The organism is Ruegeria sp. J8 (genome assembly GCF_056531925.1).
In genome coordinates this window covers 393,219-408,874 of record NZ_JBQFMR010000004.1, presented here as the reverse complement: position 1 = coordinate 408,874, position 15,656 = coordinate 393,219, and the positions used below count along the sequence as shown (strand labels likewise).

17 protein-coding genes are annotated in these 15,656 nt (G+C 57.5%); 5 read left to right on the top strand and 12 right to left on the bottom strand.

Annotated elements, in window-relative coordinates:
• Position 1: 1 nt before the first annotated feature.
• From ACR0L1_RS11565 to ACR0L1_RS11555, 3 genes are read right to left on the bottom strand one after another with little or no spacing between them, the layout of a single operon-like run.
• Positions 2 to 1,606, bottom strand: a complete 1,605-nt coding sequence (locus ACR0L1_RS11565) for a 5-guanidino-2-oxopentanoate decarboxylase (protein WP_480858927.1) — start codon at positions 1,604 to 1,606, stop codon at positions 2 to 4.
• Complete coding sequence (locus ACR0L1_RS11560; RefSeq protein ID WP_480858925.1) at positions 1,603 to 2,787, bottom strand: pyridoxal phosphate-dependent aminotransferase; 1,185 nt, start codon at positions 2,785 to 2,787, stop codon at positions 1,603 to 1,605. Before ACR0L1_RS11560 ends, ACR0L1_RS11565 begins: the two co-directional genes overlap by 4 nt.
• Entirely contained in the window at positions 2,784 to 3,440 is a 657-nt protein-coding gene (locus tag ACR0L1_RS11555) for a TetR/AcrR family transcriptional regulator (protein WP_170789393.1), read from the bottom strand. The genes ACR0L1_RS11560 and ACR0L1_RS11555 overlap by 4 nt, the downstream gene beginning before the upstream one ends.
• Positions 3,441 to 3,517: 77 nt before the next feature.
• On the opposite strand from ACR0L1_RS11555, the gene ACR0L1_RS11550 reads away from it, so the two are divergent.
• Genes ACR0L1_RS11550 through ACR0L1_RS11535 form a run of 4 tightly spaced genes read left to right on the top strand, consistent with a single transcriptional unit; the run spans position 3,518 to position 6,660 of the window.
• Complete coding sequence (locus ACR0L1_RS11550; RefSeq protein WP_480858924.1) at positions 3,518 to 4,315, top strand: ABC transporter ATP-binding protein; 798 nt, start codon at positions 3,518 to 3,520, stop codon at positions 4,313 to 4,315.
• Positions 4,316 to 4,348: 33 nt separating this feature from the next.
• Complete coding sequence (locus tag ACR0L1_RS11545) at positions 4,349 to 5,113, top strand: transporter substrate-binding domain-containing protein (protein ID WP_170771705.1); 765 nt, start codon at positions 4,349 to 4,351, stop codon at positions 5,111 to 5,113.
• A 9-nt stretch (positions 5,114 to 5,122) separates the two neighbouring features.
• Positions 5,123 to 5,875 carry an ABC transporter permease gene (locus tag ACR0L1_RS11540; RefSeq protein ID WP_170771707.1) on the top strand — a complete coding sequence of 251 codons (753 nt, stop codon included), beginning with the start codon at positions 5,123 to 5,125 and terminating at the stop codon, positions 5,873 to 5,875.
• Entirely contained in the window at positions 5,872 to 6,660 is a 789-nt protein-coding gene (locus tag ACR0L1_RS11535; protein ID WP_170789391.1) for an ABC transporter permease, read from the top strand. Before ACR0L1_RS11540 ends, ACR0L1_RS11535 begins: the two co-directional genes overlap by 4 nt.
• A gap of 626 nt (positions 6,661 to 7,286) precedes the next feature.
• Here ACR0L1_RS11535 and ACR0L1_RS11530 read toward each other — a convergent pair.
• The 9 genes from ACR0L1_RS11530 to ACR0L1_RS11490 form a co-directional block, all read right to left on the bottom strand.
• Positions 7,287 to 7,664 (bottom strand): nitrile hydratase accessory protein, encoded by a 378-nt coding sequence (locus ACR0L1_RS11530; protein ID WP_170789377.1) that lies wholly within the window; start codon positions 7,662 to 7,664, stop codon positions 7,287 to 7,289.
• Positions 7,651 to 8,313, bottom strand: a complete 663-nt coding sequence (gene nthB, locus ACR0L1_RS11525; protein ID WP_170771719.1) for a nitrile hydratase subunit beta — start codon at positions 8,311 to 8,313, stop codon at positions 7,651 to 7,653. Before nthB ends, ACR0L1_RS11530 begins: the two co-directional genes overlap by 14 nt.
• A gap of 9 nt (positions 8,314 to 8,322) precedes the next feature.
• On the bottom strand, positions 8,323 to 8,910 hold the full coding sequence (gene nthA / locus ACR0L1_RS11520; protein WP_480858921.1) for a nitrile hydratase subunit alpha: 588 nt from the start codon (positions 8,908 to 8,910) through the stop codon (positions 8,323 to 8,325).
• A 7-nt stretch (positions 8,911 to 8,917) separates the two neighbouring features.
• Complete coding sequence (locus ACR0L1_RS11515; RefSeq protein WP_170755832.1) at positions 8,918 to 9,703, bottom strand: ABC transporter permease; 786 nt, start codon at positions 9,701 to 9,703, stop codon at positions 8,918 to 8,920.
• Positions 9,700 to 10,539, bottom strand: a complete 840-nt coding sequence (locus ACR0L1_RS11510) for an ABC transporter permease (RefSeq protein ID WP_480858919.1) — start codon at positions 10,537 to 10,539, stop codon at positions 9,700 to 9,702. Before ACR0L1_RS11510 ends, ACR0L1_RS11515 begins: the two co-directional genes overlap by 4 nt.
• Positions 10,540 to 10,549: 10 nt before the next feature.
• Positions 10,550 to 11,608, bottom strand: coding sequence for an ABC transporter ATP-binding protein (locus tag ACR0L1_RS11505; protein WP_480858917.1), 1,059 nt, complete (start codon positions 11,606 to 11,608; stop codon positions 10,550 to 10,552).
• A 72-nt stretch (positions 11,609 to 11,680) separates the two neighbouring features.
• Entirely contained in the window at positions 11,681 to 12,757 is a 1,077-nt protein-coding gene (locus tag ACR0L1_RS11500; RefSeq protein WP_170755829.1) for an ABC transporter substrate-binding protein, read from the bottom strand.
• 22 nt (positions 12,758 to 12,779) lie between these two features.
• Positions 12,780 to 13,742: an agmatinase gene (gene speB, locus ACR0L1_RS11495; protein ID WP_170789373.1), complete on the bottom strand. Its 963-nt coding sequence runs from the start codon at positions 13,740 to 13,742 to the stop codon at positions 12,780 to 12,782.
• A gap of 93 nt (positions 13,743 to 13,835) precedes the next feature.
• Positions 13,836 to 14,744: a LysR family transcriptional regulator gene (locus ACR0L1_RS11490; protein WP_170771731.1), complete on the bottom strand. Its 909-nt coding sequence runs from the start codon at positions 14,742 to 14,744 to the stop codon at positions 13,836 to 13,838.
• Positions 14,745 to 14,873: 129 nt separating this feature from the next.
• On the opposite strand from ACR0L1_RS11490, the gene ACR0L1_RS11485 reads away from it, so the two are divergent.
• The gene (locus tag ACR0L1_RS11485) at positions 14,874 to 15,656 is read left to right on the top strand and encodes a carbon-nitrogen hydrolase family protein (RefSeq protein WP_480858914.1); all 783 of its coding nucleotides are present in this window, start codon (positions 14,874 to 14,876) and stop codon (positions 15,654 to 15,656) included.

Genomic DNA, 15,656 nt, shown 5'->3' with positions numbered 1-15,656 from the left:
GTCAGTCTTTCGTGGGTGCAAGTTTTGCGGCAGTGATTTCGATCATGGACGGTCCTTTCACGGCGACAGCGTCGCGTAACTTTCGCGCGACCACCTGTGGTTCCGCACGAGCTTCAAAATACGGAATGCCAAAAGACTTTGCGGTTGCCGCAAAATCGGGAGGCGTAGGATTACAACCGATCACTGTTACACCGACGTCCCTCATCGACGTTGCAATTTCTCCGTACCCGCTATTGTTCCAAATCACGAAGATGACAGGCAGGTTTTCGTCGACGGCGGCCATGATTTCAGGAAGGGAAAACTGGGCGCCACCATCCCCGACAATACACACCACAGGGGTGGAAGGGGCGGCGATTGCAGCTCCGACCGCCGCAGGAATTCCGTAGCCAAGCGCACCATATCCGGTTGCAGCATTGAACCAGCCACCCGCACGGTCGTGGTCATAGTACAGGTTACCCGCATAAATCGGTTGGGTTGAGTCCCCGATCACAAGCGCATTGGGCACCGCATCGCGGATCGCATTGAGAATATCAACTATTTCGCGATAGTCCGGGCCAATTTCGTCCAACGCAGCGGTGCGTGCAAGCTTGGCCCGCATTTCACCTTCGCCCTTTTTTGCCGTTTTTGGCAATGACGCGGCCAGCACAGGTGCGACCAGTTCGACATCTCCGTGAATCGCAACCTTGGCTGTATGGCGGGCCAGTTGATCACGGCATCGGTCCACCCGGATCAGACCGTGCATCTCTGCCATCTGGCCGGTTGCATACATGTCGAAATCGGTGGGGCCAAGTTCGGTTCCCAATGCCAGCACGCAATCTGCGTCTTCAATCAAGTAGCGCACGGCCGGCAAGCTGGGGCTGGCAGGCACAGTCAGTGGATGATCATGCATGAGGCCTCGGGCGTTGACGGTTTGCACAACCGGCGCGTCAAGCGCTTCGGCCAACGCTTGCAAAGCACCCTCTGCGCGCTTTGCACCACCACCGGCGACAATTACGACGCGCCCAGCCTCGGCCAGTCGGCTTGCAGCCTCACTGATCAGATCAGTACCTGCTTGACACTCGGTGTGGGAAAGGGCAATGGGCGCCGCGACATAGGGATGGGCAGCCACATCCAAGGGAACCTCGATATGCACAGGCCCGGGCCGCTCGGTGGTCAAGCGCTGAAAGGCGCGGTCTACGACCGGGTCCAGCTGATCGGCGTCAGAAACCTGTTCAGAAAGCAACGCGACTGTTTGCGCAAGTTTCAGTTGATCGGGCAGCTCGTGCAAATGCCCCATGCCCTTTCCAAGCGATGCCGTCGGGTTAACACCGGACACCACCAACAAGGGCACTGAATCCGACCGTGCCTGGGCCATAGGGGTCAGCGTATTCGTCAAACCCGGCCCAGTTATCACAAAAGCTACGCCCGGCTTACCCGATACACGTGCATAGCCATCCGCCATAAACCCTGCGCCCTGTTCGTGCCGAGGGGTAACATGTCGAATGCCAGATGCCGCAAGACCGCGGTACAGCTCGATGGTATGGACACCCGGAATACCGAACACACAGGCCACCTCTCGGCGCCGAAGCTCTGCGACCAAAGCTTCCCCAACTGTCAGAGCGCTCATGCGACCTCACGCGGTATGTTGTTGGCATGATCAACAATTCGGGTGATGGCGGTGGTGAAATCATCGTCACTGATCGTCAATGCCACACGCACCCAGTTCTTCAGGCTGTCGCCGAAGGCCGAGCCCGGCATGACAGCAACTCCGGCTTGCAACAAGCGCCATGCGTAGGCCTCACCATCAAGACCGGTGTTCGCAACATCAATGAGCGCGAACATCCCAGCCTCGGGACGGTGCACAACAAGTTCAGTGTCGGCCCCCAAGCGATCCGCCAGCAAACTGGCCCGGCGCGCGAACCGTTTGGCCATGCCAGAGGCAACCTCTGACCCGTCACGGATCGCCTTCTCGGTCATATCCGCGATGAAGGGCTGATTTCCGAACAGCAAGGTTTCAGAATAAGGCAGCAGTGCCTCGCAGAAGTCGGATGGACCGACACACCAGCCACTGCGGAAGCCGGGCGCAGCGTGTGACTTCGAAATGGATGAAACTCCGATGACGCGGTCCGCAAATTCCGTATACGCAAGGGGCGAGACAAATTGTGACCCTTCAAAGACCAGGTCTTCGTAAACCTCGTCCGTTATGATCCACAAATCATGCGCGATTGCCAATTGCCCGATCTCCGCAATTTCTTGCGCAGTCAGGATCGCACCGGTTGGGTTGTGCGGCGTCGTCAGCAAGATCGCACGGCTGCGCGGCGTGATCCGTTTGGCGATGTCTTCAGCCTGAAGGCGAAATCCATGCTCGGGTCGCAAGGGAACGGGCACCATGTCTGCTCCTGACGCGCGCACGACACCTTCGTAGGTGGCATACATCGGATCGCCGACCAGAACCTCGTCGCCAGCCTCAGCAACCCCGGCCATAACCGCGAAAAGGGCGGTTTGCGTGCCGGGAAAACAGAGGATGTTTTCAGATTTAAAACTGCGTCCCCGGCGGAGCGAGTATCGCTCGGCCAACGCATCCAACAGGCCCTCTTCTCCACGACCATTAGAATATCCCGTCCGCGCTGCATGCAGCGAATGTACCGTAGTCTCGATCAGAGAGGCGGGCACAGGAACATCCGGCTCACCTATCGTCATCTCGACGATATCAGCACCTGCTTTGACAAGTTCGCGGGCTTTCAGGTGTACGCTCCATTTGGCGCCACCCAAACCCGCCAACCGAGCTGTTACTGCTGAGGTTCTCATGACTCTGCTGCCTCTTTGTTCAACGTGATACCTAGAATTGCGCCGACCGAGTCTAGGCCGATCTGGGGCAACTGGCCTTCGGCAAACGCATCCGGAAGCGCACCGCCTTCCAGCCAGAGGCCGTCGATCACCGCGTTGCACGCGATCGCCAACTGTTTCGCCTCGAAGGGTTCCACATCGCGCCGGGTTTCCTTGAGCGCAGCGACGATGAGCGCTTCGAGATGGTCTCGGAAGTAGTCATAAGTGCGCTGGTGGACATGTTGCATTTTGGGGTCCGTCTGGACCTTGTTCAGAAATCCGGCCCAAAGGGCGACGACCTTGGGATCGACAATTGGTGGCCGCAAAGACGCATCGACAAAGTTCGACAACCGAGACACCGCCGTCCCTTCCCCGGTATAGGCGGCCGTTTTGACGGTCAGCGTATTCATATGATGCTCGTAGGCCGCGTGCACCAATTCGTCTTTCGAGGTGAAATAGTGTCGGATCAAACCTTGAGTCACGTTTGCACGCGCCGCGATCTCACGCACAGTTGCGCCACGCACCCCCATCTCGGCGATCAGGTCCAGAGTTGCCAAAATCAATGCCTCGCGCCGATGCTCGGCGGACTCACGCGTAAATTTTCGGCTATTGTCCTGCACCGCGGGCATATCCATGACATGAAGTTATTATACACTTGCATAATCACGAGATTCGGGGCTTACTGCAAGCTGAAATCAGAAGATGCCTGGATATGGACGCAGCCAAAGCCGCTACACCCGTAAATCATACGACAGAGAATGACGAAGCGATTAAGGTTGAAGACCTACACAAGTCCTTCGGCCCGCTAGAGGTTTTGAAAGGCGTGTCCTTGACGGCGCATAAAGGCGATGTCGTCGCAATCATCGGGGGGTCGGGCTCTGGCAAGTCGACAATGTTGCGCTGCATCAACTTCCTGGAAACTCCGAGTTCGGGCAAGATCACGATAGGTGGCGAGCAGGTCGAGATGCACGACGATGGCAGCCCATCCAATCGTCGACAGATCGAGCGTATACGCACCCGGCTGGCGATGGTTTTCCAGCAGTTCAATTTGTGGACCCATCGTACGCTTCTGGAGAACGTGATCGAAGTGCCGGTGCACGTACTCAAGGTTCCCAAAGCTCAGGCCATCGCGCGTGCGCATGAGTTGCTAGAGCGCGTGGGGCTCGGCGACCGGGCCGACACTTACCCTGAATATCTATCCGGCGGACAGCAGCAGCGCGCGGCAATTGCGCGAGCGCTGGCCGTAGATCCTTCGGTCATGTTGTTTGACGAGCCGACCTCGGCGCTGGATCCTGAACTGGTCGGTGAAGTGCTGACCGTGATCCGCGATCTTGCGTCCGAAGGGCGGACGATGCTGCTGGTGACCCATGAGATGAAGTTTGCGCGCGAAGTCGCCAATCACGTCGTCTATCTGTATCAAGGCCGAATTGAAGAGCAGGGACCACCTGCTGAGGTTTTCGGTAACCCCAAGTCTGAACGATTGAAGCAGTTTCTAAGTTCGGTCGCATAGTCCAACAAAACAAAGCCAACAGGGAGTAACATAATGAAAATCAGTAAAATTTTTGCATCCAGCCTTGCTGCTGCACTTCTTTCAGCTGGCGTCGCCAGTGCCGAAGAGGTCAAGATTGGTATCGCAGCCGAACCCTATCCGCCATTCGCGTCGCTTGACAGTTCCGGCACCTGGGTCGGCTGGGAGATCGACGTGATCAACGCTGTTTGCGCGGCGGCCGAACTTGATTGCGTCATCACTCCAGTTGCGTGGGACGGTATCATCCCGTCGCTGACGGGTCAGCAGATCGACGCCATCATGGCCTCGATGTCGATCACCGAGGAACGTCTGAAAACCATTGATTTCAGCGATCCCTACTACAACACTCCTGCGGTCATCGTCGCAGATAAGTCGATCGATATCGATGCAACTCCGGAATCCTTAGCGGGCAAAGTTGTTGGCGTGCAGGCTTCGACCATCCACCAGGCCTATGCACAAGAATACTTCAAAGATGCGGAACTGCGCGTCTATCAAACTCAGGACGAAGCCAATCAGGACCTGTTTGCGGGCCGGATCGACGCCACACAGGCCGACAGCATCGCAATGGCGGACTTTGTGAATTCGGACGCTGGTGCCTGCTGTGAAATCAAAGGGGCCGTTAAAGATGATCCTGCCATTCTGGGGCGCGGCGTAGGGGCCGGTGTCCGCAAAGGGCAAGATGATCTGAGAGAGGCGTTGAACAGGGGTATCGCTGCCATCCTGGCGGATGGAACACATGAAAAGATCACCTCGAACTACTTCTCCGCCAGCATCTACTAAGCCATTAACGTGACCGGACTACTGGAATCGCTAGGTTTGGCGCAGAGCGCAGAGCTGCTGTCGCTCTCGCCTCCAGGATGGGGTGGCAATCTGCTGCGCGGTTTGTCCAATTCATTGCAAATCGCCTTTGGTGCTTATGCGCTCGGCCTAGTGATCGGACTGTTCGGAGCTTATGGCAAACTATACGGCGGGAAGGTCACACGCGATCTTCTCGCCATCTACACGACCGTTATCCGGGCTGTGCCGGAATTGGTCCTGATCCTGATCCTGTATTATGTAGGGTCGGATATTATTAACAAGATATCCGCAGCCATAGGAGGCGGACGGGTCGAGATCAACGGAGTGGCCGCTGGCATCTGGGTGCTGGGCGTTGTTCAGGGGGCTTATGCCACCGAAATTCTGCGCGGGGCCATACAGGCTGTACCGCCCGGCCAGATCGAAGCTGCCAAGTCCTATGGCATGCCAGCCTTCATGACCATGCGCCGCGTAACGATACCAGCGATGATGAGCTTTGCCGTGCCCGGTCTGGCCAATCTATGGCTGATCGCCACCAAGGACACCGCGCTGCTTGCAGTCGTTGGCTTCAACGAACTGACCCTTGAAACCCGACAAGCCGCCAGCAGCACCCGCGCCTATTTTACCTTCTTCTTGTCTGCCGGGTTTCTGTACCTCATGGTCACCCTGTGCTCGGGCGTCATTTTCGGCCGGATTGAAAAATGGGCCCGCCGTGGCCAGCCCTCTCTGACAGGGGGTAGTAAATGATCAGTCTTAGATCTCTGATGCAACCGCATCGCGTCGCAATGATGCTGATTTTCGCAGGGATCGTCATCTGGTGTGCCGTCTCGCTGCAATGGGACTGGCTGCCGAAATACGCTCCGCTGGCCTTGCAAGGTATTTGGACGACAATTTGGCTGCTGGTCGTCACGGTCGTACTTGGGTTCTGTCTTGCGGTTCCTCTTGGGTTGGCGCAGGCTGTTGGACCTTGGTATCTTGCTGCCCCGGCCAAAGCGTTTTGCACCATCATTCGCGGCACGCCCTTGCTGCTTCAACTTTGGCTTTTGTACTACGGTCTCGGGTCACTGTTCCCTCAGTTCCCGTGGATACGCTCGTCTGAACTCTGGCCGTATCTGCGGCAGGCCTGGCCCTATGCGGTTTTGGCGTTGACCCTGTCCTATGCAGGCTACGAGGGCGAGGTTATGCGCGGGGCCTTCAAAGGTGTTGCCAAGGGGCAGCTAGAGGCCGCCAAGTCGTTCGGCATGCCCAGACTGACGATGTTCCGCCGCATCTGGTTGCCACAGGCAATCCGCAATGTGTTGCCGACTTTGGGCGGCGAAACCATCTTGCAGATGAAGGCGACACCTCTGGTGGCGACCATCACTGTTGTCGACATTTATGCAGTTTCATCGCGGGTGCGTTCGGACACATTCATCATCTATGAACCACTGCTGTTGCTGGCGGTATTCTACATTCTGGTCGCTGGCTTGATCGCAGTTGCCTTCCACTGGCTGGAGGTCAAGGTGCTTGGGACCGGGCAGGAACGACGCTAGGCTCAGGGCTCACAGTCAACAGACGATCAAAGCGTCGAGGGCAGTTGCTGTGAGGAAAACGTCGTACCGCTTCGCGACAGGTGCCAGCCGCTAACGCAGCCAAACATGATCTCGCATTGTGGGCCTTCACCATCCAGCGTCTGGACCTGCTCACCAAGTCCAGAAGTGATAAGGCTGCACTCTTGTGCGAATATCCTAGGCGCTTTTTCTGCAATCTAACGCAGACCGTTCCAAGGCACCTTGTCCGCGACATCTTCGATCTCGTACCCCATATCTCCGACACATGGTCCCAGAATTGCCAGAAGAGTCGCTTCGTGATCGCCAATGTTAAACGTGGCGTGGACCACATCCTATGCCGTTCCGCGTGTCATGCGGCGGTCACAAGTCACCCGGGTTCTACAGTCCGTGCTAGCCGGAAACCGTGACCTGACATTCAGTTAAAACCAATAGCGAAAAGATTTTTACTGATACCCGTGGTGCAGGAGGGGCAGATTTCGGCGGAACCCGAAGCTGCGCTTTAGCCCGGCATCAGTGACTTTACCAACCGGTCTTTTGAGGCAGGTACCGAAATCGACCGGTTTACCCCAGTACCCTCGATATTGAGCAGGTGAGGTTGTCTTGGGGCCTTAGGATCCAGATTGCGCAGCTCTGATTTCTTTGACGGTTTCACGCACTACTGCAATCCTTTGGTCGATGTCTCGGGCACTCAACATCCCCTGACTTTCCAGCGTTTCTTCAATCGCCTGCAGCCAGCAATTGAAATAGAGGCCTTCCACCGCCGCGGCCGAGGTTGCATGTTTCTGCTTTTCGGTCTTTGTCACCAACGCTGCCAATCGGGATTGAAAAGTGGTCCAGGAAAAGTGCCCCTGTTGGACCAGAGCCACAACAAGGGCGAAGACCCTTGTCTGCCAGGGAGCCCTGAACAACGGGTTATCTTCACTTAGCCCCGGAATAGAGCTGCGTAGCTGGGCTGCTGCCTGTTGATGCGCGTCAAGCGGGTTCAAGGTAGTTCTCCCAAAGATCCAGGCATACACGACCCTTCGGGTCCGCGTCATTGCCCCATAGGTCGGTCGCCAAGAACTCAACACAGTAGCAATGCTGTGGGCTAGGTCCCTGCCCTACGGCCATGGTGTCGGCAAACTGGAAAACTCCGGCATTCAAGGTGATCTGTCCCACGTGGTTGCGCACATAGCGCGGCACCCGCGTATGGCCGGCGGGGCTATTGGCTAGAACGCGCACCGACTGGCCAACGGTAAAGCGTGGCGCGGCGGTGGTTGGGGGAAATGTCATCTCAGCCCCTGCTTTGGTAGCCGCCAGTATGTCAGCCGGGCCAACCGCTGGGTGGTCGACCAATGCAATGTCGAACCGTTTGCGGCCCGATGCGACTTCCTGCGGATCAACCAGACCTGCCGCCTGTACCAGCGCGGTGGCGGCCACGGTCCATTTTTCGAAGTAGTCCAGCCGCAAGTAGTCTTCCGGCGCGATACGTTCAATCGCGGCGCGGTGTTCATCGGCGCAGAAAGGTACGGACCACGCCAAAGCCTCGGTCAGGGCGAAAGCGCGCTTTTGCCAGTCGTGGTCAAACGCCCGGTCCTGATCGCAGGGCACCGGGCCAAACCCGTGCATCCCGCCCATATCATGAATGCCGTCCATCCCCTGCCCCTAAACCAAAGCCGTGCCGATCATGCCGTTGCGGGTGGCAAGATCAGCCAGTTCTTCGGTGGAAAGCCCTTCGGTCCCGTCGGGGCGGCGTGGCAGAACTAGATAGCGGATCTCGGCCGTACTGTCCCAAACCTTGATCTGCACCTCATAGGGCAGGCTGACACCAAATTCCGCCAGAACCGCACGGGGTTCGCGCACCACACGCGACCGGTAGGCGGGGCTTTTGTACCATGTGGGCGGCAGGCCCAAAACCGGCCACGGATAGCAGGAACACAAGGTGCAAACGATGACGTTGTGAACCGCATCCGTGTTTTCGACCACGCGGATATGTTCGCCCTGGAACCCGCTGAACCCCATCGCATTGATCGCCGCAGAACCGTCGCGCAGCAACCAGTCTTTGTACTCTGGGTCCGTCCACGCCCGCGCCACCACAGCCGCGCCGTTGCGCGGGCCGGTTTCGCGCTCATAATATTCAACGATGCTGTCCAGCGTTTCGGGTTTGACCAGGCCTTTGGCCACCATCAACTCTTCCAACGCGCGCACGCGCAAGGCGGGGCCTTCTTCCAGAGGATCGTGATCATGGGGCATGGCTCGGTTACTCCATCGCGCCGAGAATACGAGCCAAGTTTGAAAACCGCGCGATCAGGGCAAAAATCACGATATTTATCACCATGAAGATCACCGCAATCGACGCAATAACCGGCGTGTACCCATAGCGCAGGGCGTTAAAAATCTTGATCGGCAGCGTCTCGACCGAGAAGCCCACGGTCATGAGCGCGATGATGTATTCATTCAGGCTGAGGACAAAGCAGAACGCAAACCCCGCAAAGGCAAAGGGGGCAGCAATCGGCAGGATCACCGTGCGGAAGACGACGGCGTTCGAGGCGCCCATGGTCTGGCTGGCCTCGATCAGCGCGTGATCGACGCTTTCCAACCCCAGTGAGATCGTGACCAAAGGCAGCGCCAGCAGGAAGACCGCATGGGCAATGATGACGTTGATCATCAACCCGTTCAGCCCAATCCCGGTGAAAAACAGCAGGAAGGCTAGCGCCATGATCACAGGCGGCAGGATGAACGGTGCCACCCCAAGCGCCAGCAGCGCCTTGGCATAGCGCAGGCCATAGCGCCACGCGAAATATGCCACCGGCATCGCGATCAGAACCGACAGACTGGCCGAGGCAAAGGCGATGAACAAAGAGTTTTTCAAAGCCGTGAACCAGTCATTCGCCACGAAAACCTCGGCATACCAGCGGAAGGAAAAGCCGCGCGGCGGGAAGGCCAGAAACTTTTTGGCGTTGAAAGACACGGCCGCGATCACAAGGATCGGTCCGATCAGATACAGCGCAAACAGCGCCAGATAGATACTGCGCAGCGCTCTCATGCCTTTTTCCCCGAGAATTTCGTGACCAGCCAGATCACTGTCGCGCTGAGAACCAGCAACACCACCGCCAGCGCTGAGGCAAAGGGCATATTGAAATTGAATATCGCCTGATCCGTAATCAGCACTGACAGCGTCCAGTGTTCGGGCTTGCCCAGAACCTGCGGCACAATGATGGCCCCCAGCGTCAGCACAAATACCGTGACCCCGCCCGAGATGATCGCAGGCCGTGTAACGGGAATGATCACCGTGAAAAACGTCCGCAAAGGCGAGGCCCCCAACGTGCGCGATGCCTCGATCAAGCTTTTGTCCAACCGGCTGAGCGCGGGAAACAGCAGCAGGACCGAAAACGGCACGGTCAGGTAGACCAGCGCGGCCACCACTGCGCCTGCGGAGGGGGTCATGGCAAAGCTTTTCTCAATCACGCCAAACCAGACAAGGATATTGGCCACGCCTGCGGTGCGGGACAGCAGAATTTGCCAGCTAAACGCGATCAGGACTTCGGACAGGGACAGCTGCGCCAGAATGTAGATCAACCAAAAGGTCTGCGAGCGCGGTGGGAACGTGGTCAGGAAATAGGTGAAGGGATACGCGATCAACAGGCTCAGAACCGCGATCAGCGCGCACAGACCTGCCGAGAACAGCGCCCGTTCGATGTAGAACCACGTCAGGAAGCGTTCAAAATGCTGCAGGTCAAAGCCGGTGGCATAGCCTCCGTCATCGGTTGGCGTGGACACGCTGGTCAGCAAGATCAGGACGAAGGGGATCACAAAAAACGCCCCGATCATCACCGAGGATGGGATCAGCCCAATATAGCGGGAAAGCGCGCTCGATTGCATCTTCTCCCTCCTAAACCGCCAGCACGCTGCAGGCCGCAGCGGGCATTTCAACATGGACCTGATCGCCCACTTTCACATTGGGCCAGTCCTTTGGCGTCAAGACCGAAATCACCTCGTGCCCGGCGCAATCCACCAAAATCTCGATCGTGGCGCCGATATCGCGTACGAATGTCACTGTGCCGGTGACCGAATTGGCCACATCCACATCTGAGGGGTGATGCACGAACACCTCTTCCGGGCGGGTCATCAGAAGAACGTCATCGCCTTGGGCAAAATGACCTGTGTTGCCGCCCACGTTCAGAGCGGTCCCGTTCACATGCACGCTGTCAGGCCCTGACATCTTGGCAGGCAGCAGGTTGCTGGTGCCGATGAACCCGGCCACGAATTTGTCGACCGGAGTCTTGTAAATCTCCATCGGGGTGCCGGTCTGCAGCACCTGCGCCTTTCCCATGACCACGATCTGATCGGCCATCGTCATCGCCTCGGTCTGGTCATGGGTGACGACGACAGTGGTGATCCCAAGCTCTTGTTGCAGCTTGCGCAGCTCGATCTGCATGACCTCGCGCAGATTGGCATCCAGCGCTGACATCGGCTCATCCAGCAGGAACACCTGCGGGTTCAGTGCCAAGGCGCGCGCGATGGCCACGCGCTGACGTTGACCCCCCGACAATTGCGAGATCTTGCGATCCTCAAGCCCCGGAAGGTGAACCATATCCAGCAACTGCCGCGCGCGGTCTTCGCATTCCGACCGGGAATGACCCCGAATGCGCATCGCATAGCTGATGTTTTCGCCCACATTCAGATGCGGAAACAGCGCAAAAGACTGAAATACCATGCCGATATTGCGCTGATGTGCGGGCACGCCGGTCAGGTCCTGATCCTCGAACCGGATCGTGCCTTGCGTGGGTTCGTCCAGCCCGGCGATCATCCGCAGCAGAGTGGTCTTGCCACAGCCAGACGGGCCTAGAAAACAGATCATCTCGCCGGTATTGAACTGAAGGTTCACATCTTTGACGGCCGTCACGGTGCCGAATTTCTTGGTGACGTTTTCGATGCTTAAACCGGGCATAAGGGTCTATTCTTTCAACAAAGGAAGCGGCCCGCCCCACCTGCGCGGGACGGGCCAGTGTCGTGAGTGGTGTTATCCCGCGATCATCTGATTCCAGGTGTCGGAAATCCAGTCCGCGTGATCCTTGTAAATGTCATAGCGCGGCACGATCGGCGCTTTGGGGCTGCTGACGGCCGCCAGTTCTTCTTCGGTCAAATCAGTCAGCGCAGGGTCGACGACCGGCGCAGTGCCCACGTTGCGCGACAACAGGGCCTGCGTTTCGGCCGCCGAGATAAAGTTGATGAACTCGTGAATCTCATCCACCGGCTGGGCGTGTTCGGGCACGATCCAATAGCCCGAGTCCACAACCGCGCCTTCTTTCGGGAAGGTCGAGACCACCGGGAAACCTTCGGCAGCGGCAAGACCCGCCACATCGTGATAGTACTGACCCATCGGAATCTCACCATCTTGTAGCGCCTGCTGGAACGCGCCTTCGTCCTTGTACCAAAGCCGCACATTAGGGACGAGTTCAGACAGCTTGTCGAACACCTGCTGGATACCGTCCTTGGTGTCCAGAATATCTGTACCACCAAAGAAAGTGGCCGCCGTTACCTCGAGCATATGCGAGTTCGACGCGAGTCCCAGCAGACCGATTTGATCCTTATAGGTCTCATCCCACAGCGCGGCCCAGCTGTCCGGGGCTTCGGGGATTTCGTCCGAATTCGTGCACAGCGTGATGTACCACGACACCGCGCCGACACCGTACAGGGTACCGTCGTCATAGCGGTCCTTGAACCTGTCAGGCATGTTCGACAGGTTCGGGATTTTGGAGTCGTCCAGCGCCTTGAACACTTTCTGATCCGCCCCATGGCTGCGCGGGATACCCGCCATCAGCGACACATCCGCCGGGGCGGTTTTGGCGCGGGCAGCGTTCTTGATCTGCACCAGCCATGTCTCGCCGGTAGGTACGGCGACCGAGTTCACCTCGATCCCGGTGGCCTTGGTGAATTCGGGGAAGATGAACTGCTTGAAGCTGTCTTCAAAGAACCCGCCATAGGTTCCAACCTTAAGTGACTGGGCGGCTTGCACGATGGCGGGTGCGGCCAGCGCGGCAGCCCCGGTTGCGGCAGCGGTACCTAAAAATCGGCGACGTGAAAGGGTGGTTGGCATTGTGATCTCCTGTTGGTTTTGTTCAGTTGGCCCGGTTCTTGGGCAGGACGCAAAGCATTTCATAGGCCAAGTTGGCCCCGATCAGCGCAGTGCAGCCGCTGACATCATATTGCGGCGAGACCTCGACCAGATCGGTTCCGACAAGGTTCAGCCCGGCACAACCGCGCACGATTTCGAGCGCCTGAATATTGGTCAGCCCGCCCATTTCGACCGTCCCGGTTCCGGGCGCATAGGCCGGGTCCAGACTGTCGATATCAAAGGTCAGGTAGGTCGGCATATCCCCGATCCGCGCGCGGATATCCTGCATTAGGGGGGTCAGGGATTTGTGCCAGCACTCCTCGGCCTGAATGACAGTAAAGCCCTGATTGCGGCCCCAGTCAAAATCGTCAGGCGCATAACCCGTCCCGCGCAGGCCAATCTGGAACACCTTGTCATTCTGCAGCAGCCCATCTTCGACCGCTCGGCGGAACGGAGTGCCATGGGCAATTTTTTCGCCAAACATTTCGTCATTCGTATCTGAATGCGCGTCCACATGGATCAAGGCCACTGGGCCATGTTTGCGGGCGATCGCGCGCAGCACCGGGTAGGTCAGCGTGTGATCTCCGCCCAGTGTGACCGGAACGACATCGTGGCTGAGAATCTGATCATAGGCGCCGGTGATTATGTCCATGGTTTTCTTCAGATCAAACGTGTTGATCGCCACATCGCCAATATCGGCAACCTGCATGTTGGCAAAAGGAGCCGCGCCCGTGGCCATGTTGAAGGGCCGCAACATGCAGCTTTCGGCCCGGATCGCACGTGGCCCGTGACGCGTACCCGTCCGGTTCGAGGTGCCGATATCCATCGGAATACCCACGAAACAAGCGTCCAGCCCGGCGGCGGTTTCCTGCGCTGGCAGGCGCATCATTGTCGTGCCGCCTCCGAAACGGGGCATGTCGTTGCCACCCAAAGGCTGATTGTATCGCGGCGCGGTCGTGTCTGGCATTGAGGGTCCTGCGGCTGAAGTCATACAAGGGTCTCTTGGACCGTACGCCGCCCAATTGGGTCAAAAAATAGCGTTCCACAAACTCTTACATTTTCATTTTGCAATGTAATCCCCTTGGTACATCTGCCGAAGGATCTGGATGAATAGCGTGTTTACCTTGGGTGCCGCACCGGATCGCGTGACAATCTGCATGTCGCAAGAGTAGTCGCGGCTGCTGTTGGGCAAGCGACGCAACCGCCCCCGACCTTCCCAGTCAGCGGCCAGATGCAGCGGCAATAACCCGATATAGGCCCCGCTGAGGATCAGGATCAGTTGCGCTTCAATTTCTTGCACAAAAAGGTCTCGATCCGAGGAATGCTGGGTCTTTTGCCTTTGCTGGTTCCAATACCCGCGATGAACCCAAGCGTGCTGAGAAATAGCATCGTCACCAAGGGCGTCCGCGGGTGCCGAAAACAACGGATGGGTGTCCGAGCAATAAAGCGCATGATGTTCGCAATACAAATCGGTTATATGCAAGCCATTGCTCACATTATCAAAACTTCCGAATCCGATATGGTACGTACCGTCCAATACGCCTTGCTGAATATCTTGCGGCTCGGAAATCGCAAGGTCGATGCGCACGGCAGGAGCGGCCTCGGTGAACTGCTTGATTGCTTGGGGCAGTTTGAATGCCTCATCGGTTGTGGTGGCGTCCACGACGGCCAGTTTCAGCCGTCCAACCAGGTTGCCCTTTAACTCGGCCAGATGGGTCGAGTGCTGATCCAGAGAGTCCATCAGCGCAAGACCGATCTGATGCACCATCCGCCCTTTTTCAGTCAGCAAAAACCCGCGCCGTCCACGCTGGCACAGACGCACGCCCAGACGTTCCTCGAGCGCGGTGATGTGGTTCGAGATCGTGGGCTGGCTAAGGCCCAGCTCAACCTGCGCCGCCGAGAATCCCCGGTTCCGAACAACACTGTCAAAAACAGTCAAAAGATGGATATCTGAGCCTGTGATTTTCATCCTTGCATTGAGCCAGAGAAATGTATCGTTTTGCAACGCACTATTTGCAAATTCTGGCGTGCTGAATACCGTCACAGCTGCAGGCGCTGAAAATTTGATCGAACTGCGCCGAAACAAGGGACCCGTGACATGAAGATCGCCGCATATCAGATGCAAGCCGAAGGCAGCACCGAGGATCGGCTGACCCAAATCGAACAAGCCTTACACGCTTCGGAAGCAGACCTGTTGGTTGCGCCTGAATTGGCCATCACCGGATACGGGCGCGGCGCGATCTTACGTGATCTGGCGCAACCGAAGGATGGGCCATGGGTGCAACGGTTGACCCAAGCCGTACGCGACAGCGGCGTCAGCCTAGTCGCCGGTTTCCCCGAGGCCGAGGGCGATGCCCGCTATATTAGCGCCATGATCATCGACCGTGATGACCCTGATAGTCCGCTGATCTATCGCAAAAACTGTCTGTATGGCCCCTATGAAAAAGGTATATTCCAGACGCCCGAGCGGTCCTTGGTGATGACCACAATGGCCGGTCTGACCCTTGGTTTTCTGATTTGCTACGATATCGAATTTCCTGAAAACGTGCGTCGGTTGGCGCATGCCGGGGCGCAAGTGATCATTGTGCCAACAGCGATGGCCGAAGGCCCAGCCGGTGCGTTCATCACGCAACAGGTTGTACCGGTGCGCGCCTTCGAAAATCAGGTTTTTGTCGTCTATGCCAATCACGCAGGCTCTGACGAAAGCTATGCCTATCAGGGCATGTCCTCGATCGTGGCCCCAGACGGTCAGCAACTGGGTTTTGCCACTGAGGGCGGACAGGTGATCTCGGCCTCGATTGATCCAGATGCCTATGCCCAATCGCGCTACGAGAACCCCTATTTGTCAGACACCGTGGCACTGAATCTAGCCCACCCTTAG

Coding starts and splice junctions, on each gene's coding strand:
- ACR0L1_RS11565 (WP_480858927.1), bottom strand. CDS start 1,606: ATGAGCGCTCTGACAGTTGGGGAAGCTTTGGTCGCAGAGCTTCGGCGC.
- ACR0L1_RS11560 (WP_480858925.1), bottom strand. CDS start 2,787: ATGAGAACCTCAGCAGTAACAGCTCGGTTGGCGGGTTTGGGTGGCGCC.
- ACR0L1_RS11555 (WP_170789393.1), bottom strand. CDS start 3,440: ATGGATATGCCCGCGGTGCAGGACAATAGCCGAAAATTTACGCGTGAG.
- ACR0L1_RS11550 (WP_480858924.1), top strand. CDS start 3,518: ATGGACGCAGCCAAAGCCGCTACACCCGTAAATCATACGACAGAGAAT.
- ACR0L1_RS11545 (WP_170771705.1), top strand. CDS start 4,349: ATGAAAATCAGTAAAATTTTTGCATCCAGCCTTGCTGCTGCACTTCTT.
- ACR0L1_RS11535 (WP_170789391.1), top strand. CDS start 5,872: ATGATCAGTCTTAGATCTCTGATGCAACCGCATCGCGTCGCAATGATG.
- nthB (WP_170771719.1), bottom strand. CDS start 8,313: ATGGACGGCATTCATGATATGGGCGGGATGCACGGGTTTGGCCCGGTG.
- nthA (WP_480858921.1), bottom strand. CDS start 8,910: ATGCCCCATGATCACGATCCTCTGGAAGAAGGCCCCGCCTTGCGCGTG.
- ACR0L1_RS11515 (WP_170755832.1), bottom strand. CDS start 9,703: ATGAGAGCGCTGCGCAGTATCTATCTGGCGCTGTTTGCGCTGTATCTG.
- ACR0L1_RS11510 (WP_480858919.1), bottom strand. CDS start 10,539: ATGCAATCGAGCGCGCTTTCCCGCTATATTGGGCTGATCCCATCCTCG.
- ACR0L1_RS11505 (WP_480858917.1), bottom strand. CDS start 11,608: ATGCCCGGTTTAAGCATCGAAAACGTCACCAAGAAATTCGGCACCGTG.
- ACR0L1_RS11500 (WP_170755829.1), bottom strand. CDS start 12,757: ATGCCAACCACCCTTTCACGTCGCCGATTTTTAGGTACCGCTGCCGCA.
- speB (WP_170789373.1), bottom strand. CDS start 13,742: ATGCCAGACACGACCGCGCCGCGATACAATCAGCCTTTGGGTGGCAAC.
- ACR0L1_RS11490 (WP_170771731.1), bottom strand. CDS start 14,744: ATGAAAATCACAGGCTCAGATATCCATCTTTTGACTGTTTTTGACAGT.
- ACR0L1_RS11485 (WP_480858914.1), top strand. CDS start 14,874: ATGAAGATCGCCGCATATCAGATGCAAGCCGAAGGCAGCACCGAGGAT.